Origin of the sequence: Maribacter sp. 1_2014MBL_MicDiv (genome assembly GCF_001865655.1) — a bacterium.
GTDB classification, from domain to species: Bacteria; Bacteroidota; Bacteroidia; order Flavobacteriales; family Flavobacteriaceae; genus Maribacter; species Maribacter dokdonensis.
Genome location: NZ_CP011318.1, coordinates 1465040 through 1481348, shown reverse-complemented (window position 1 = coordinate 1481348; position 16309 = coordinate 1465040). Strand labels below are relative to the sequence as shown.

The window sequence follows — 16309 nt, the reverse complement described above, 5'->3', positions numbered from 1 at the left end:
CATGTTTACTGAAATATTCTTATTTGAATTAAATTATCGTTTAAAACGGCCTGCAACTTGGGCCTATTTTGGAATACTTTTTTTATATGGAATGATTATTTCCATTGGAGGTTTCGAAGGGGGGTCGGAGAAAGTGTTTTTAAATGCACCAACAAATATAGCTTCAACTTTAAATATCGTTAGTATTTTCGGAATTATGTTGGCCAGTGCCATTATGGGCGTTCCAATTTATCGAGATATAGAACATGGTACACAAAATTATTTATTTAGTTATCCTATAAGTGAGAAAGGATATGTTTTGGGTAGGTTTGCGGGGTCAATGCTAACACTGTTTTTAGTAAGTTTAGGGTTAATTTTGGGCTTCATAATTGGTTACGCCATAGGTCCTTATGCAGGTTTTGAACCGGCAGGGCGTTATGCTGATTTTAATTTCTGGCACTATTTACAGCCTTCTCTGGTTTTTTATTGGTCTAATTTTTTCTTTTCAGGTTGTATTTTCTTTGCCTTGGTTGCTTTGACCAAACGTATTATGTTAGCTTATGCCGGTGGTGCAATATTGTTCATTGTTTATTTAGTGACCCTAACGCTTACTCAGGATATCGAAAATAAGGAGTTGGTAAGTTTATTAGATCCTTTTGGCTTTGGAGCATTGAATAATACTATACAATACTGGACTCCAGAAGAGCAAAATACCTTAACGGTACCTTTTAAGGATACTGTAATGTGGAATAGAATATTATGGGTAGGCATAGGTCTTTTAATCTGTTTGTTTACAGTTTTTAGATTTGATTTTCAACGATTTTTAACTAAGAAGCTAGGTTCTAAAAAGAAAGTGGCTGGTGAGGTAGATGGTTCATCAGCTGCAGTTCTAACAAAAATACCGGTAGTTTCTCAGGTTTTTAGTAGGTCTCATAATGTAAAAATGCTAGGTAATTTGGCATGGATGGAATTTAGAAATATAACTAAGGATTTATTTTTTAAGGCTATTTTAATTGCGGCCGTTGGATTCCTGTTTTTTGATGGATGGTTTGGTAACCCAACCTACGGTACACCAATGTTGCCCATGACCTACTATATGTTAGAGATTAAAGATTATAACTATGTAGTACTCATTTTTATACTTATTGTTTTTATGACAGGTGAGGTTTTACATAGGGAGCGTAGTGTAAAATACGATCAAATATACGGTGCCCTACCATTGCCTAATTGGGTAGTTTACGGTTCTAAGTTTCTGGCCTTGGTTTTTATTTGTTTTGTATTGGTAAATATGATTTTAGTAAGTGGATTGCTAAATCAAATATTACAGGGGTACTACAATTTTCAGTTTGATATGTATTTTACCGACCTCTACTTAATAGAATTTCCCAAATATATTTCTTATGTTATGTTAGCTTTCTTTGTACATGCCGTAATTGCCAAAAAGTTTTTAGGTCATGTTATTACCATAGCTATCTGGGCAGCGTTATTTGCCATTAGTAGTCTGGCGGATATTGATTATAATATGTATTTGTATGGTTATGCACCGGGCTATACCATTTCAGATATGAATGGATTCGGCCATTTCTTATCCGGACAAAATTGGTTTCGTTTATATTGGTTAGGTTTTGGTTTTGTGTTGGCGATAGTTGGATTATTGTTTTGGAAAAGAGGAACTGATTCTGGGATAAAGGCCAGATGGAAAGAGGCAAGACACCGTTTTGGCATAAAGGAGAAGGCGGCTATGATTGCTGGGGTACTGGTTTGTGCTGGTGCAGGATGGTATGTTCATTATAATGTTAGTGAATTAAATTCTTATAGAACAGTAAAACAAGGAAGGGAATTAGCTGCCAATTATGAGAAAGATATTAGTAAATACAACTACATAAATCAACCAAAATTTACGGACGTAAAGGTAGAGGTAGATTTAGTTCCTGAAGAAAGATACGCAACAATGTCCGGTACATTCACTATGGTGAATAAAGGAGAAACACCTATAGATTCGTTACACTTAAACTGGGGCGATAATCAATTGCTGCATACTGAATTATTAAGGTTTTCTGTCGGTGATATTGACTTAAAAGAGGGTAAAGTATATAGCAAATCCAATTATAAACTTTATAAATTACCAAATACAATGATGCCTGGTGATACCTTGGTCATGAATCTTGCGATAAAACGTGGTTATAAGGGTTTCCCAAATGAGGGTTCTGGGTCGGATATTGTCTATAACGGTACATTTTTGAACAATGATTTTTTTCCGACTTTCGGCTATAATTTACAATACGAGCTTACAAGCGATAAGTATAGAAAAGAATACGATTTGCCGGTAAAGGAATATACGGCTCCTCCTCAAAATGATAAATGGGGATTACGGAATTTATTATTCAATGATGATGCAGACTACGTAACTTTCGAAGGTACTGTGAGTACGGCTCCTGACCAGATTGCCATAATGCCCGGTTATTTGCAAAAAGAATGGGAAGAAAATGGCAGAAAATATTACCATTATAAAATGGAAGGCGAAATGGATTATTTTTTTAATGTTTCCTCTGCACGCTATGATATTTACAAAGAAGATTGGACAGGTAAAAATGGGGAAAAAGTTGTAATTGAGATATTTCATCATCCAGATCACCCTTATAATGTTAAACGATTCGCAAAAGCTGTTCGCCATTCTTTAGACTATTTCTCAGAAAATTACGGACCTTATCAATATCGTCAGATGCGAATAATTGAATTTCCAAGATACCAGTCTTTTGCCCAGTCTTTTCCAAATACGGTACCCTATGCCGAAAGTTTTGGATGGACCGGAGATTTTAGTGATCCGGAAGATTTGGATTATGCTTATATGGTTACATCTCATGAAGTAGCACACCAATGGTGGGGTCATCAAATTACACCCTCTGCCACACGTGGAGCTAATCAAATTTCAGAATCTATGGCAGAATATTCATCGCTTATGGTCATGAAAAAAGAATATGGCGTAGATGCAATGCAAGATTTTTTGAAAAGAGAATTGGATAGTTATTTGCGAGGTCGTGCCGGTGAAAATAAATTTGAAAAAACCTTATTGGACAATGACACTCAAGCCTATGTTTGGTATAGAAAAGGGGGATCTGTTTTATATGCTTTACAAGATTACATAGGTGAAAATCAGCTCAATTTAGGGTTTAAGAAGTTTATAGATAGTGCGGCATTTAGACCTCATGCACCTTTTGCTACGTCAAACGAATGGTACGGCTATATCAAAGAGGTTACTCCAGATTCTTTACAGTATTTTTTAGAGGATAGCTTTGAAAAAATTACCTTATATACAAATAAGGTCAATGAAGCAACGTTTAAAAAATTAGATAATGATTCCTATGAAATTAAGCTTACCGTAGAAAGTGAAAAGAACTATTATGACGGTAACGGTAAAGATTTAGGAGCTCCTGATCAACCAAATTTATTGGATATTGCAGTATTTCAAAATGACACCATTATAAACGGTAAAACAAAAAAAGTTCCACTTATTCTAGAGAAAAAATGGATTAAGCCTGGTACGAGTACTTTTACGTTTATCACCAGTAAAAAACCGTTTAAAGCTGGTATAGACCCGTATAATAAAATGATTGATAGAATTCCCGATGATAATTTAATTAGTCTGGAAGAAATGGAATAATAGAAAAAACAAAATAATACTTTAAAGCACTTTACATTGATTCTTTGGTAACGATTAAAGTAGCCTTGGAACCAGAAGATAACAACCATTTGTTAGAGTAGATCAATTCCCCTTTATCGTTATACACATCTACTTGAGCAGTATTTGGGGCAGATGATCCATGGTTAAGTGCTTCAAAATCTAAACGGTTAAAACCATCTTGTAAGTCTACATTGATTCCTTTGAACGCTCCGGTTAATAGCAGGTTTTGTTCCACGACCATATCGTTCATATAAATCTTAACACGGTCTCCATCTACATATTCATGGTCTCTGCAAACAATACCAATAAATTTTCCGCTACTTTTTACATCCCCAAGATATTGATCAGGAAAATATTGACCAGATCCATTTAAGCGTTCTCCAGGAGCTACTTTTGGGTCAATTTTCATACCGGTTCCTGCTTGTACCAATTCTTCATCGGGTAACATTTTTACAGGGTTCTTGCTGTTCATGTCTAGACTTGGCTGTTCTTTGATCAATGAGGGCATTTTAAGAACGGGGCTAGCGGTTCCACTAGAATTTATAGGGTTTGCTTTCTCAATTTTCAATGGTTTGGCAGTAGGTAAATCTGTTTGTGCAGAAACCTGTGCCATGGAAAGGGAGAACAAAACAATAAAAAGATAATAAAGGTTTCTCATCTAATCTTTACATTGGGTGAAATAAAGATAACAAATACCCTGCCATGGGCACTTAAGGCGACGTTAAAATAAGTATAGGATAGTGTTTTTTCGATAAACGAACTATTCTATTTCAAATTTTCCCTTAAGAACGAAATAAAATTTCCGTTCATTATTTTCTCAATGTCTTGAGGTGAATAACCTCTGTTTTCCAATAAATGAACACATTTTTGCAAATCTGCAATGGTATCTACATCGGCAGGACCTTGTTCTTTTCCAAATCCGCCATCTAGGTCAGAACCTATACCTACATGATTGGCATTACCTGCAAGTTGACAAATATGGTCAATATTATCGAGCATTTGCTGTAGACTTACGCCTGCAGATTGCGGTGTAGAAACCCCTCTTTCCCAATTTGGAACCATCATCCAAGCATCAAGCACAACACCTATAATACCTTTACGCGCTATAATTTCCTTGATTTGTTCATCTGTAAACTGCCTATGGTGGTTAACTAGGGCCCTGCAATTATTATGGCTGGCCCAAAGAGGGCCGTCATAATTTACCATGGTTTCCCAAAAACTGATATCACATAAATGGGTTACATCTAAGATTATTCCTAAATGTTGAATTTCCTTTAATAAATTTCTTCCCTTGGCACCAATACCACCAGTTGAGTTGGTACCATGTGCGTATGTGCCAGGACCGTAATGTGCAGGTCCAATGGCACGTAACCCTTGATCATATGAACGTTGTAGGTATGAAACGTCTATGATAGAATCTGCACCTTCTAAACTTAATAAATACCCAATAGGTTTCTTTTCTTTATCGGTTTTCCAAAGTTCTAGGTGAGCATCAAGTTGAGTTTTGTTGGTGATTTGAACCATTTCTTTAGCATCTTCCATGCTTTTGTACCATGCCAACTGCCCTTGTGTTTGGGCCCAAGCCTGTTGAGGTGACTTCCATCCCGGTAATGCATTGTCTTTATGGACATAACGGGCAATTTGCGTTGCCATGCAGAGCCCGATATTACCTTTTCGCATGGCATCTAACGATACTGTATTGTTACCTCTATCTGGTTTATCGGTCATGCCTTGCTCACCTTTTCTGATATCTTCAACAGACCGGGTAAGGTCACGGTTCCACTCCATGGCGTTCATGGACAAGTCTAAATGGGCATCGAAAATGAACATACTTATATCGTAGATTTTTGGGTTCTTGCAGTTACCGGCCAATGATCTATAACTATATTATCCTTAACAACCGTAAGGGTATCGTATTTGGCTACGGTAGGGCAAATATGTTTAGGAACTGCGTAATGCACATCCCCTACCTCAGGTATGGTAAGGTCGTCATACTCAACGACCAAATGCTCTTCTGACTGACTAATTTGCTTACTGTGCTTTAGGTCTAAAAATGCTATTCTGGGGAAAGGCATTTCAGGCGCTAAGGATTTATGACCAAGGTCAAAACAAAGAATTCCCGTAGTTGGTTTACTTAGAATACGTGTCATTAGTACAGCTGCCGGTAAAAAATGCATCTCGGGAAAGAGACTGCCATAACCGGCATCCCAAAGTAAAGTAGTGCCTGGGCTGGCCTCCACGCCATCTCGTTTACAGTGAAAGGGAAAAGTCGGTGAGCCACCGGCCACTATTTTGGGACTTGGTATGTCAAGTTTCTCAATGTTGGCTTTTAAGCTCAATACAGGTTCAAATGCAGTATTGCATTCTGCCTCACGAATAGTGGGATCTGTATGGCGTAAATGACCATCATATACATGTAAGCCTTCGGCGATTAAATGCTCATGTTCGCTTAGCTCTCGATACAGGGCCAATGCCTTTTGATCAGGAGCTATACCCGTTCTGTTCATTCCGTTATTAATATCTATCCACAGCGGGATTTTAATGTTGTTGGCTTTAGCAAGGTCACCTAAAAGTTGTAAAGATTTAGAGTTGTCAACAAGAGTGGAAAACTTGGTATTGCCGTATGCTTTTATAAGTTCAACAAAACGTTTGGTATTAGGGCCTATCGGTTGCATGGCCAACAGTACATCTTTTGCCTTGCAATTACCAAGTAATTCGGCTTCTGCAATGGTAGCGCATTTAAATTTTTGAATACCGGCATCCATTTGCATAACAATGATATTGGCGTTTTTGTATGTTTTTACATGCGGACGCAAGAGATTTACATCGCCCCTCATAGAAATCATTAATTCAATATTATGTTGAATTCTATTGGGATAGATCAATAGGGACGGAGAAATTACGTCTTCCGGATGGGTCAATGAATACCAATTGTTGTCTTCCATATCTTTTAATGATGTAGTTCAAAATGTGCCTCTATCTCTACAGGAATACCGCCAGGTAAAATCATACCAACCGCACTACGAACACCCACACCGTTATTTGGTCCAAAAATATCTGCCATAAGCTCGCTAAAACCATTAATGACCAAAGGTTGTTGCCCAAAATCTGGAGTAGAGTTGACCATACCCAAGGTTTTTACGATTCTTTTTATTTTGTCAATGTCGCCAAAATGGTTCTGTATGGTAGATAGCATGGTTAAAGCTACTTGTCTAGCCGCTACTTTTGCTTCTTCCATTGTCATATCATGACCGGCTCTGCCTACTATTAATGAGCCGTCATTTTGCATTGGTCCTTGCCCTGAAATGTAAAGAAAATGATCCACCACCAAAACGGGCTTGTATAAACCTGCCGGAGGTGGGGCAGGGGGTAATATGAGTCCTAATTCCTTAATCCTTTCTGAAGGTTTCTTTTGCATATTTAATTGTTTAAATGAACATATTTATAATTAGAACACCTACTAGTCCCATAACCCCTACGGTGGTTTCCATAACTGTCCAGCTTTTTAAAGTGTCGTTTACGGATAGGTTGAAGTATTCTTTGAATAACCAAAAACCACTATCGTTTACATGGGACAACATTAAACTGCCCGATCCAATGGCAAGCACCATTAATTCTGGGCTAACACCGGTACCTTGCACCAATGGCAATACAATACCTGCAGCCGTTAAGCCAGCGACAGTGGCAGAACCCACGCAAACGCGAATTACGGTAGCGATCAGCCAAGCTAAAATTAATGGAGAAATGGAAGACTGCTCTAAAATACCCCCAATATATTCACTAACGCCACTATCTATCAAAACTTGCTTTAGTGCGCCAGAGCCAGCAATAATTAGTAGTACCATGGTTATGCCCGTAATGGCACTACCAACAGAATCCATAACTTCTTTCATACTTTTACCGCGACCCAAACCTAAAGTATAGATAGCTACCAAAACTGCAATAAGCATGGCAATGGCAGGGTTGCCCATAAAAACCAAAATCTTGGTGAGAAAGAAATCTGCCGGTAGCAAAAGTTGGGCTAGTGCGGCAATGGCAATAAGAATTACTGGTAAAAGTGCGCTGATAATACTGTTTGCCATGCTTGGCATTTCTTCCTCTTTTAGGATGATGGGGTTTAGAAATTCCTTTAAGGGAGTTGCATTAATGTTTTTTAAAGTTCTTGAAAAGATAGGACCGGCAACAATAATTGCAGGTATGGCAACTATTATACCGTATAACAGTGTTTTGCCGATATCAGCATTGAACATAGACGCCAGTGCAGTAGGAGCAGGGTGCGGAGGTAAATATCCATGGGTGACAGACAAAGATGCCAGCATGGGTAGACCTACATAAAGTAGTGGTAAGCCGGTGGCTGCTGCAATAGTGAATACCAATGGAACTAGGATTACGAAACCTACCGAATAAAACATGGGAATACCTACAATGAAGCCGGTTAAGACAACGGCCCATTGAATGTTCTTTTTACCAAATTTTTCTACTAAATGGGTGGTGATTCGTTGAGCGGCACCACTATCGGCAACTAATTTGCCCAACATGGCACCAAGTCCTAAGATAATAACAAGAAAACCTAGAATATTACCAATTCCTTTTTGAATGGAATCTACGACACTGATAGGTTCCATGCCTTCGGCAATACCCACAAAAAGTGATACGATGATAAATGTGATAAAAGCATTGAGTTTAAATTTTGCAATGAGAATGAATAGGAGTAAAATTCCTAGAATAACAATAAATAATGGCATATTAAAAATGAGTTAGTTAAGTTGATCATCTAAATATACCATAAAAAAAAAGCCCATCATATATTATCTATTTATGATGAGCTTAAACATTGTAATTCTATAATTTATCAGTCATCTCGGGTGAGATGGTCTTATAGATCAATCCCGCTAAAATGGCTCCGATCATTGGCGCCAACCAAAATAGCCAAAGTTGATCTAGCGCCCAGTCACCAACAAATAATGCCTGACTGGTACTTCTTGCAGGATTTACAGATGTATTGGTAACTGGAATACTAATTAGGTGAATTAAGGTTAGACAAAGCCCTATAGCCAACCCGGCAAAACCTCGTGGTGCCTTAGTGTAAGTAGATCCCAGTATGACGAATAAGAAAATAAAGGTCATCACAAGTTCTATAGTAAAAGCTGATGTTAAATCATACCCTCCAGGTGAATGTTCATTATACCCGTTAGAAGCAAATCCACCAAGTTCAAAACCAGCTTTGCCGGAAGCAATTAGATATAGAATGGCTGCTCCGGCAATACCGCCCATTACTTGAGCTACGATGTAAGGAAAAACGTCTTTACCCTCAAAACGACCACCTACCCAAACACCGATAGTTACGGCGGGGTTTAAATGACAACCGGAAATATGACCAATGGCGTAGGCCATAGTTACCACGGTTAAACCGAAGGCCAAGGAGACCCCAACAAAACCGATTCCTAATTCTGGATATCCTGCGGCAAGTACGGCACTACCACACCCACCTAAAACTAGCCATAAAGTACCTATAAATTCTGCAATAAACTTTTTCATTTTCTTAAGGTTTAATTGATTGTATGTATTTAGAAACCAAAAGTTTAATGAAGTCACAATTTTTTATGAGTTTTATTGATACTGTTAATGGTTAGATATTTAATTTTTTACATAAAATATAGTTAAATACCTTTTTTAATCCGAATAGAGGGTGCAGAGGTTTTATTTTTAATATGATTAAATGATAAATTAACCAACATATTAAAAATGTACCTACGATTAAAATTGTAGCTTTTAAAAGCAAACTCCATTGCAAATCTTTTATGTAATATGCAATTCCTACGGTTACGGTTTGATGAAGAATGTAGAATGGGTAAACAGCTCGATTGGCATAGCTCAAAAGTGGACTAGGTTTGTTCTGATACTTAGCGGCATATCCTAATAGCACTAATATCCATGACCAAAGATTTACGATTTTCAGAAAAGCTTCGGTAAAGTGACGGGTGTATCCGTCTTCAAATTGCCAAGTAATAAGCATTCCTATAAAACATATAATTCCTAAGTAAAAAGCTTTTGTGCGTATCCTTTCGATTGCATTCCAAAGAATAGGTCCGCAAGCGACCATGACAAATCCGAAGAAGAATAAAGTCATGGAAGAGAAAAAATTAAACCAATCATTAATTAGGTCATGGGTTATGTCATAAAAAGGTTCTAACAAAGACTCCAATAAATATAAAGGAATCGTAAAAATGTATAGTCCGTATGGTTTTTGAATTACCTTGCTAATCCAACGTATATACCTGTTTTTATTATTTTTCATATAAAGGAAAAAAGGAGAAAGCAATACGGAAAAAACTAGTAGATACGGAAGAAACCACAAGTGGTGCCAACTTAAATTGCCTTCTGGGTAAATGCCGTCATAGGCTATAGTGCTCAAGTAGCTCCAATACGAACCTTGAAATTGACCTTGTGCCAATCTTTCAAAATATACCTGTGGAGGAACAATAACGAGCATACCGAAAACAAGGGGGATCCCTAAACGCAAAAATCGCTCCTTATTAAATTGCCATATATTTCTTTTTGATAAGGCATAGAACGTACCCATACCAGAAATTAGAAATAATATTGGCAGTCTCCATTGATTTAAAAAAAGCATGGGCCACTTCAACCAATCATAGATGTTGTTATTTTTTATATGCCAACCCCAAGGCACAAAGAACATACCTGAATGATAAATGATTAAGAGTGAAAAAACGAATACTCGCAACCAATCGATATCATACCTTCTAAACTTTTTTTCCATAATCTAGTGATTTTCATCAAAGTTGAATTTTAAAATCAGGAATGATAAATTTTGGACATTACCATATGTCCTGAATTACAATTTTGGAGAAATTGACTTTGCAAATTTAGAGGGTGATATACCCGAAATCTTCTTGAAAGCATTGTAAAATGCAGACTTTGACTTAAATCCTACCGTCTCGCCAATAGCTTCAATGGTAAGATGACTAAATTGAGGGTCTACTAATCTCTCTTTAGCTAGATCAATTCTTTTGCTATTGATATAGTGATTAAAATTAGAACCAAAATCTGAATTTATAGTTTTTGAAATTTGATTTGGATGAATAGCTAACTGGGTGGCAAGATTTTTTAAACTGGCTTGGGTATTTGTATAAAACAAGTTATTGTCCACGAATGTTTCAATTTCTTTAAATGTAACTTCATCTGCTGCATTCGAAAGCGTTTCATACTTATCTGCAACCCATGATTTTTCAAAGAACTTAGATTTGGAAATAATAATGTATGTGGTGGCAAATGCTACTAAAGTTTGGAAAATGGCAATAAAATGGTCTCCGCCATCGTCGTCATATATGTAGAAAACTACAAATAGAAGAATGAAAAAAGTACAGAGTATAATGGCAGAATTACGTGTAAAAATGTATTTGGCAGACTTAAGGTTTGCTTTATCTGTGTCATTTCTATAGCGTTCTTCTTTAACTAGTTTTAGTGATAATAGCGTATATAACAGTAAACTAAATAAAATTAACCAATCAAATATATCTTTAATGTGATGGTATGAATAGTTAAATGTGTCTGGAACCGAGGCGGTACCTAAATTACTATAATACGCACCTAAATAAGCGTTTAGTTTAACCGAAACTGGAGCTGTGTAAAACGGAATCTGTGATAAAAGATAACCTAGCGGTAAAATTAAGTGCCACCAACCTTTACGTATAGAAATAGGTTTTCTTTTCAAAAATGCATAAATAGTAAAGTATAGAAAAGGACCTATAAGCAAAACAAAAACTTCAGAAGAATCATTCCATTCAAGAAGGTGTTTTATGAGTCCGGTGTAACACAAATAAGTATCCAAAAAAACCAGTGTTCCAAATAATAATAAAAATGCAAAATAGAGTAGTAATCTATTATTCATGCTTTTTACAAAAAGTACGATACTTAAAAATAGATTTTGCGCCACTCCTAATAGCATTATGGTAGAAGTAAAGTTATGTCTAATAGGAATTTGCGCTATGAGGTCTTGAAGCGTATCCATCTTATTTATTATCTAAATAATCTTTCAACTTCTGTGGACCTTCCAATAAAATGCGAACCACGCGTAATGTTCCGTCATCCGTGGTATTAATTTGCCATTTGATTAGGGAAATAGATCCTTTTTCAATTTCTATTCCGGTAATACTTCTTGGGTGAACGCAGCTACCATCGTTAAAGAGAGGTATATCTCCAGGCTCTGGAAAACGAGGTCTGTGGGTATGACCTACTACAGTAACTTTTAATCTTTTCTTTAATATCCATTTTTTAATACGGCGCTCTACTTTTATGAGTTCAGTGTAGTTTTTTGCGGGTGAAGTAGGGTCTGCTATACCCCATACTTGTAGGGGTTTCCACAGTACCCTCACCAAAAATCTGCCCCAGCGCCAAAAAGTGTAATTCCACCAATCTGCTTGGTGACCATGGGTAAGAAAAACTTCTTGTTGGGTTTCTTTATGTTTTAGTATAAGTGCTTCATGGTACTTTATGCCTTCAAATAGTGATTTATCCTTATCATCTATAGGTTCAAAATAGCTAGATAAATGCTTTTTTACATAAGCTTCATCCTTGTAGACCATATCATGGTTTCCCCAAATCATGTGAAGTCTTTGTTCTAAATGAAATTGCTTCAATAATTTAAAAACATTTTTATGGGCTTCAAAAATAGATTCAAAATGAATGTTCTCCCAAAGCTCATCTCCATCGCCTAGTTCACAGTAATCAAAACCTTCTGAATAATAGAATTTTAAGGCGTGGTAGTAAATGTTTCTATTGTTTGCAAAATCGTCTGCAAAACTGTTATCGCCTCTATGACAGTCGCTAAATAGAATAAATTTTGAAGTGTCGTCAAACGGAATAGTTTTAGCGTTTTCATAAGCTCTATTAAGTCTGTTTTCCGATGACATACTGTAATTTTCGCTAAATATCCGAAAATCCCGTTAACCATAATGCTATAGTTGGTCAAAAAATAGGGTTGGTTTTGTAACTTTACACAAAATTAGTAGACTAACCAGAACATGGGAAAGCACGATAGAATGAAAATGCCGTTTAAGCACCTCATAAGTTTTGAAAAACTTCTTACGAAGTACGATGAACATTTGAAAGGTGAAGACCCTTTTTTGGCAGCTACCGCCGAGCGTATTTTGGCTGTGGAAAAAGGATTTCCTGAATTACGGAATGGTTTTTCTGATTTTTCTTTATTGGAGAAAAATAAAGACTTGATCGATCGTATTTTACAAGATACGTTTACAGAGGCTTTGAGCAGTAACGAAATAAAGGTAGCTACCTTGCCCTACCAAGATGTTATTATAAAATCATCTAAACGTTTTCAAAGTATAATTCATGAAGCTGGTGACGGTTATGAACCCGAAATAAGAAACGTTGGGGATGATATGGATTATATCATGAGCTGTGTGGTAGTGTTAAATTATTATTATGGTTATAAGCTAGATTTTAGTAGACCATATTTTTATGATATTCCAGATGCCAATGGCGTAATGCGTCACTATCGTATTTTATATAATGCAGATTTTATTGATGTTATCCCTACGGACAAGGCAAAGGAAGTAACCCAGGAAGATGTAGACGAGTTATTGGCAAACCCAACTGATATTAAGCTTTGGAAGGAGAAGATTCCGCCAGAAAGTTTTATTTCTAAAGGATTTGTAATTGCCAATTTGTTCGATGTTACCATGGAGCAGGCAATTTCAAATATTAAGTCGAAATTAATCTCAAAGGACACTTTACAACCTGTAAAGTTTATGAATGATTTGCAGGAGACCTTTAAATCATTCTTTCGTTTACCTAATATTAAAGTAGGTTTTGCTTCTTTTGATGCCAAAAAAGATCAGTTTGAAGAAGTTGCAGGTATTGGTTTTGATAGCTTTCTTTTAAGGGGTAGACATGCAATTGACTGTAAAGTAGCATTGTGTGAAGAATCTTATCATAAACTAATAGATTTCAACTCTTATTTTACCATTACGGATATGGATCGTATGGTGGGGCAATCTGGTGAAATGCAGCCATATAAAGGGCTACAGGATCAAGGAGTGCAAAGTGCCATATTTGCGCCAATAGCATATGAAGGTAAGTTATTGGGTATTTTAGAAATAGTTTCTCAGAAAAAAGGAGTGCTCAATGGGGTTAACGCACAAAAGTTAGATGATGTAATGCCGTTCATTGTTTCTGCCGTAGTACGTACCAAGAACGAAGAGAACAATAGAATAGATGCCATTATTCAAAATGAATGTACTTCTGTTCATTCTTCGGTGTATTGGAGGTTTCAGGAAGAGGCCAAAAGGTTTATGCAAGATGAAATAGAAGGTAGATCACCTTCTTTTAAGGAAATTGTTTTTAAAGATGTATACCCATTATTTGGGCAAATAGATATAAAGGATTCTTCCCAAGCAAGGAATTTGGCAATACAAAGAGATTTGATGATACAACTTTCTGAAATAGATAGTGTATTGAATATTGCTTTGAAAAAATGGAATTTACCTATCTATGAAGAGTTGATTTTTAGGGTGAACAATCACTTGGATAGTATTAAGGAAATGCTCTACACCAATAGTGAACAAGCTATTTTCGATTTTGTTCAAGATGAAATTTCACCGGTTTTTGAACATCTTAAAAAAGCGGATAAGGATATAGAAAATCATATACTGGCATATGAGTCCAAAATAGATATGGGTACCGGGTCTTATTATGATCATAGAAAAAATTACGATGAAAGCGTAACCTTGGTCAATAAAACCTTATCGTCGGTTATTGATAAAAGACAGGAAAGTGCCCAAAATATGTTTCCACATTACTATGAGCGTTATAAGACAGATGGTGTGGAGCACAATATGTACATTGGATCTTCTATTTCAGAGAGTAAAGAGTACAATCCGTTATACCTAAATAATTTAAGATTATGGCAATTACAGGTAATGTGCGAAATGGAAAATGCACATTACTCGTTAAAACCCAAATTACCTGTACCGTTGGATGCGGCATCATTAATATTGGTATATAATACATCTTTATCTATTCGTTTTAGAATGGATGAAAAACAATTTGATGTAGATGGCACGTACAATGCCCGTTATGAGGTAATTAAAAAGAGAATAGATAAATCTTACATTAAGGGTACAGAGCAAAGATTGACCCAAAAAGGAGTATTGTCAATTGTGTATTCACAGAAAAAAGATGAGCTAGAATATTTAAGGTATATCAAATTCTTGAAATCTAAAGGATACTTTACCAATCAAATAGAAATTGTTGAGTTAGAAGGTCTTCAAGGCGTGTCTGGTTTAAAGGCAATACGTGCTCAAATTTTATATAAAAGAGAGCAAGAACCAGAAAAAACCTATACTTACCAGGATTTAATGGATGCATTAAAAGAATAGTACCTGGCTTAATAATTCAAGTTTACGATCCGGACCAAAGAATTTAAATGAAACGGCAAATGCTATGACCGAAAGGATCATGCCGATCATGAATATGGTATATGTCCATCGTAAAAGAGCGTATTTTCTATTTAATACAATTCCAAGAAAGTAAAGATCTTTGGTCAGAGAGGTATAAATGTAATCTTTGTCCTTTAGCATTACTTGTATGGCCCATTCATACTCGCTCAGTGCCATTTTATGAAAATTACCGAAAAATAACAGGTTTACATTTTTGTTTTTTACATCGTCTTTAGTGAATTCGCCACTAGTAACGTTAGGTCTTGTTGCCAATACTGCCAAAATCATAGATACCACACTAAAGAATACAAAGATTACGGTAGGGTAGATTAAGTAATCGTTAGATGGGTTATCCAATTTTGGAATTAGATTGGAGAGCGCCAAAGAAATTATTATGGCATTGACCGATAATAAAATATTGGCTTTGGTATCTGCAATATCGCTAAGGGTAATATGGTTTTTTAAGGTAACCCTATAGAGTGTTTGAATGCCACGATCAGGACTTTCGCTCTTAAATTGCGCTTTTAGTCGTTCTTTCTTTGCTAGTTTTTTCTGTGACTTTTTGTCCTTAACTAGCTTTCTTAAATTCTTGTCTTTTTTTTCCAGCCAATTCTCCTTGGCGTAATCCGTATAGAATTGATGGTCAGTTCTAAATACTTGAATATTTAGGTCTAACCATTCTTTTTGAGAGTAATTTTTTAAGCCAAGTAATTTAAGTTCTTCGCGCAAAAGGTCAGACGTTTCAAGATAACTGCTTTGTGCAAAATGAGAAGAATCTGCATCGCGAATAATCATGTCCATTTCATTACTTGGGGTTGCATTCCATTTAGTAGCAAGAATACAGGACTTCACTTTTGCTATTAATTCTTTTGCATAACCTTCTTTTGATAGAAACTCTTCGGCAATTTCACAACTACTTTCTTCGTGGTTTTTAGTACCTTTTGTGTAACCAGCATCGTGTAGCCAAGCTACTAACAGCAAAATTTCTCGATCCTGATCCGATAGAGAACAAGATTCAAGTAATTGTTTAGTACTTTTAACGACTCTTTGTGTATGTCTTAGATTGTGATATAAAAACTTATGATCCAATTGGTTGGTTAGTAAGTCTGTTACAAATTGTTGTGTGTTATCTAAGATGTCTGACATGGAAATTGAATAATAATAACCCAAA

General features: G+C 36.2%; 12 protein-coding genes. 2 read left to right on the top strand and 10 right to left on the bottom strand.

Annotated features, from left to right (window positions below; translation table 11 throughout):
• The first annotated feature begins 1 nt into the window (after position 1).
• Positions 2–3640, top strand: coding sequence for an ABC transporter permease/M1 family aminopeptidase (locus tag YQ22_RS06085; RefSeq protein ID WP_071340467.1), 3639 nt, complete (start codon positions 2–4; stop codon positions 3638–3640).
• Between the two features lie 31 nt (positions 3641–3671).
• Here YQ22_RS06085 and YQ22_RS06080 read toward each other — a convergent pair whose 3' ends face one another.
• From YQ22_RS06080 to YQ22_RS06040, 9 genes are all read right to left on the bottom strand, one after another.
• Positions 3672–4319, bottom strand: coding sequence for a hypothetical protein (locus tag YQ22_RS06080; RefSeq protein WP_071340466.1), 648 nt, complete (start codon positions 4317–4319; stop codon positions 3672–3674).
• 107 nt (positions 4320–4426) lie between these two features.
• A complete protein-coding gene (locus YQ22_RS06075) occupies positions 4427–5491 on the bottom strand; it encodes a dipeptidase (RefSeq protein ID WP_071340465.1) in 1065 nt (354 codons plus the stop codon).
• A gap of 2 nt (positions 5492–5493) precedes the next feature.
• A complete protein-coding gene (locus tag YQ22_RS06070) occupies positions 5494–6606 on the bottom strand; it encodes a D-TA family PLP-dependent enzyme (RefSeq protein WP_071340464.1) in 1113 nt (370 codons plus the stop codon).
• Positions 6607–6611: 5 nt separating this feature from the next.
• On the bottom strand, positions 6612–7079 hold the full coding sequence (locus tag YQ22_RS06065; RefSeq protein ID WP_071340463.1) for a RidA family protein: 468 nt from the start codon (positions 7077–7079) through the stop codon (positions 6612–6614).
• 10 nt (positions 7080–7089) lie between these two features.
• Entirely contained in the window at positions 7090–8406 is a 1317-nt protein-coding gene (locus YQ22_RS06060) for a gluconate:H+ symporter (RefSeq protein WP_071340462.1), read from the bottom strand.
• A 97-nt stretch (positions 8407–8503) separates the two neighbouring features.
• Positions 8504–9199 (bottom strand): aquaporin Z, encoded by a 696-nt coding sequence (gene aqpZ / locus YQ22_RS06055; RefSeq protein WP_071340461.1) that lies wholly within the window; start codon positions 9197–9199, stop codon positions 8504–8506.
• Positions 9200–9290: 91 nt separating this feature from the next.
• Positions 9291–10442, bottom strand: coding sequence for an acyltransferase family protein (locus tag YQ22_RS06050; protein WP_071340460.1), 1152 nt, complete (start codon positions 10440–10442; stop codon positions 9291–9293).
• 75 nt (positions 10443–10517) lie between these two features.
• Positions 10518–11693, bottom strand: a complete 1176-nt coding sequence (locus tag YQ22_RS06045) for a helix-turn-helix domain-containing protein (protein ID WP_071340459.1) — start codon at positions 11691–11693, stop codon at positions 10518–10520.
• A gap of 1 nt (position 11694) precedes the next feature.
• On the bottom strand, positions 11695–12594 hold the full coding sequence (locus YQ22_RS06040) for a metallophosphoesterase family protein (protein ID WP_071340458.1): 900 nt from the start codon (positions 12592–12594) through the stop codon (positions 11695–11697).
• 111 nt (positions 12595–12705) lie between these two features.
• Between YQ22_RS06040 and YQ22_RS06035 the strand changes: the two genes are divergently transcribed.
• Positions 12706–15078 carry a GAF domain-containing protein gene (locus YQ22_RS06035; protein WP_071340457.1) on the top strand — a complete coding sequence of 791 codons (2373 nt, stop codon included), beginning with the start codon at positions 12706–12708 and terminating at the stop codon, positions 15076–15078.
• On the opposite strand, the gene YQ22_RS06030 is transcribed toward YQ22_RS06035, so the two are convergent.
• Positions 15067–16284, bottom strand: a complete 1218-nt coding sequence (locus tag YQ22_RS06030) for a Pycsar system effector family protein (RefSeq protein WP_071340456.1) — start codon at positions 16282–16284, stop codon at positions 15067–15069. The two genes, YQ22_RS06035 and YQ22_RS06030, sit on opposite strands and share 12 nt — an antisense overlap.
• Between the last annotated feature and the right edge of the window lie 25 nt (positions 16285–16309).

Excerpts from the sequence above, each read along its gene's own strand:
- YQ22_RS06085 (WP_071340467.1), top strand. The coding sequence starts at position 2 with ATGTTTACTGAAATATTCTTATTTGAATTAAATTATCGTTTAAAACGG.
- YQ22_RS06080 (WP_071340466.1), bottom strand. The coding sequence starts at position 4,319 with ATGAGAAACCTTTATTATCTTTTTATTGTTTTGTTCTCCCTTTCCATG.
- YQ22_RS06075 (WP_071340465.1), bottom strand. The coding sequence starts at position 5,491 with ATGTTCATTTTCGATGCCCATTTAGACTTGTCCATGAACGCCATGGAG.
- YQ22_RS06070 (WP_071340464.1), bottom strand. The coding sequence starts at position 6,606 with ATGGAAGACAACAATTGGTATTCATTGACCCATCCGGAAGACGTAATT.
- YQ22_RS06065 (WP_071340463.1), bottom strand. The coding sequence starts at position 7,079 with ATGCAAAAGAAACCTTCAGAAAGGATTAAGGAATTAGGACTCATATTA.
- YQ22_RS06060 (WP_071340462.1), bottom strand. The coding sequence starts at position 8,406 with ATGCCATTATTTATTGTTATTCTAGGAATTTTACTCCTATTCATTCTC.
- aqpZ (WP_071340461.1), bottom strand. The coding sequence starts at position 9,199 with ATGAAAAAGTTTATTGCAGAATTTATAGGTACTTTATGGCTAGTTTTA.
- YQ22_RS06050 (WP_071340460.1), bottom strand. The coding sequence starts at position 10,442 with ATGGAAAAAAAGTTTAGAAGGTATGATATCGATTGGTTGCGAGTATTC.
- YQ22_RS06045 (WP_071340459.1), bottom strand. The coding sequence starts at position 11,693 with ATGGATACGCTTCAAGACCTCATAGCGCAAATTCCTATTAGACATAAC.
- YQ22_RS06040 (WP_071340458.1), bottom strand. The coding sequence starts at position 12,594 with ATGTCATCGGAAAACAGACTTAATAGAGCTTATGAAAACGCTAAAACT.
- YQ22_RS06035 (WP_071340457.1), top strand. The coding sequence starts at position 12,706 with ATGGGAAAGCACGATAGAATGAAAATGCCGTTTAAGCACCTCATAAGT.
- YQ22_RS06030 (WP_071340456.1), bottom strand. The coding sequence starts at position 16,284 with ATGTCAGACATCTTAGATAACACACAACAATTTGTAACAGACTTACTA.